Raw genomic sequence first — 2,346 nt, forward strand, 5'->3', positions numbered from 1 at the left:
TGGCCGCGCGTTCGAACGCGCGCATGTACGGCGCGAGCCGCTGCGCATCGCGCCGCTCGCGCGCATCGGTCTGCTGCCGGAAACGCTCGGTCAGCTCGCCGATGCAGCCCGTCGCGGCCGCGCTGTCGGGCAACCCCGGCGCCGGCCGGCCGAAGTAGTAGCCCTGCACGAAATCGGCCTCGCACGACAGCGCGATCTGCGCCTCGTGCTCGGTCTCGATGCCCTCGACGAGCACCAGCTTGCCGGCCTCGTGCAGCAGCGTCACGAGCCCGTGCAGGATCGCGGTGAGCCCGGTGCGGTGCGCCGCGTGCGACAGCATGATCCGGTCGAGCTTCACGATGTCCGGGTTCAGCTGCCAGATCCGCTCGAGATTCGAGTGACCCGCGCCGAAATCGTCGAGCGCGATCAGGAAGCCGTGCGTGCGGAATTCGCGCACGGCCTCGGCAAGCCGCTCGACGTCTTCCGCGCGCTGTTCGAGCACTTCGAGCACGATGCGGCGCGGCGGCATGCCGAGCCGCTTCAGGTTCGCGAGCAGCGCGGCCGCCTGGAACGGGTCGGTGAGCACGCCCGGATGCACGTTGAGGAACAGCCATTCGCGCTCGGCGCCGAGCAGCGCGAAGTTCTCGAGATGCAGCGCCTGCGCGAGCCGGTCGAGCTGCAGCAGCTCGCCCTGGCGCGCGGCTTCGCCGAACACGTCGAGCGGCGACACGGCGCGGTCGAGCGCATCGTGCGCGCGCAGCAGCGCCTCGTAGCCCACCGCACGCTGGTGCGACAGGCTGAATATCGGCTGGAACACGGTCGTGAGCGTCAGGTCGCGGTGCTGCGTCGCCAGACGTTCGAAGCCGGAACTCACCTCCCGCTCGAACCGGTACGGCGACGCGGCGGCCGGACGCTCCTGTTGCACGATCGTCATGCCCTTCTCCTGGTATTGCCTTCGAACGCGGCGCCCGACGAAGCGAGCGGCGCGTGCAATGTCATGGTTGGACCCTCGGTTGCCCGGTCGACGCCGGGCGGCTGCCCCACATCAAGCAAGCTCCGTGCAAGGCGCCGACAGCCCGTGCGCCGCGTGGCTCGCACCCGGTTGCCGCACCATCTCGGCGCATCTCCGACGCACCATTTCAGTGCGCGCGCACCGGCCTCTCGAACGCACCCGTCACGCTGTCACGCTACACTCCGTACGATCGTTTCATTCCCCGTATTCGCCGTATCGATGGAAATCGTCTTCACCGTCCTGATCCTGCTGCTGACCGTCGCGCTGTCCGGCGCCGTCACGCGCATCCTGCCGTTCCAATTGCCGCTGCCGCTGATGCAGATCGCGTTCGGCGCGATGCTCGCGTGGCCGAAGCTGAACCTGCACGTCGCGTTCGATCCCGAAATCTTCATGCTGCTGTTCATTCCGCCGCTGCTGTTCGCGGACGGCTGGCGGATTCCGAAGCGCGAGCTGTACCTGCAGCGCCGCGCGATCCTGATGCTCGCTTTCGGGCTCGTGTTCATGACGGTACTCGCAGTGGGCTACTTCGCGCACTGGCTGATACCCGAGTTGCCGCTGCCGATCGCGTTCGCGCTCGCGGCCGTGCTGTCGCCGACCGACGCGGTCGCGCTGTCCGGCATCGCCGGCAAGGGCCGGATCCCGCCGCAGCTGATGCACATCCTCGAAGGCGAGGCGCTGATGAACGACGCGTCGGGCCTCGTCGCGCTGAAATTCGCGATCGCGGCCGCGCTGACGGGCATGTTCTCGCTGCGCGACGCGTCGGTCACGTTCGTGATCGTCGCCGCCGGCGGGCTCGCGACCGGCGCGATCGTGTCGTGGGCGTTCAGCGCGCTGTCGACGCGCTTCCTGAATGCCGAGCAGGAAGGCGATCCGGCCCCCGGCATCGTGATGACGCTGCTCGTGCCGTTCGCGGCCTACCTGTTCGCCGAGCACCTCGACCTGTCGGGCGTGCTGGCGGCCGTGTCGGCCGGGATGATGATGAACTACACGAGCTTCTCGCGTAAAAGCACGGTCGCATCGCGCGTGCGCGCCGAAAGCACGTGGGCGATGATCGAGTTCGTGTTCAACGGCATGGTGTTCATCATGCTCGGGCTGCAGCTGCCGCACATCATCGGCCGCACGCTCGTCGACGCGCACCACACGAGCGACGCGCTCGTCGGCCGGATGGTCTTCAACGTCTGCGCGATGATGCTCGCGCTGTATGCGATCCGCTTCCTGTGGGTCTGGCTGCTGCGCTGGTTCGCGAGCCGTCGCGCCGCGCGCCAGGGCCTCACGGGCACGATGGCCGGCGTGCGCACGATCGCCGTGATGACGGTCGGCGGCGTGCGCGGCGCGGTCACGCTCGCCGGTGTGCT

At 68.7% G+C, this 2,346-nt stretch carries 2 protein-coding genes; one reads left to right on the forward strand and one right to left on the reverse strand.

The genetic code is table 11. From position 1 onward, the window contains the following. A partial coding sequence (locus tag G3N93_RS38135) for an EAL domain-containing protein (RefSeq protein WP_206135343.1) occupies nt 1–913 on the reverse strand: 913 nt, incomplete at its 3' end. Nucleotides 914–1,210: 297 nt separating this feature from the next. Between G3N93_RS38135 and G3N93_RS38140 the strand changes: the two genes are divergently transcribed. Further along, on the forward strand, nt 1,211–2,346 hold a 1,136-nt coding region (locus tag G3N93_RS38140), incomplete at its 3' end, for a Na+/H+ antiporter (RefSeq protein WP_206135344.1).

Source organism: Burkholderia sp. Se-20378 (assembly GCF_017104665.1).
GTDB lineage: Bacteria > Pseudomonadota > Gammaproteobacteria > Burkholderiales > Burkholderiaceae > Burkholderia > Burkholderia lata.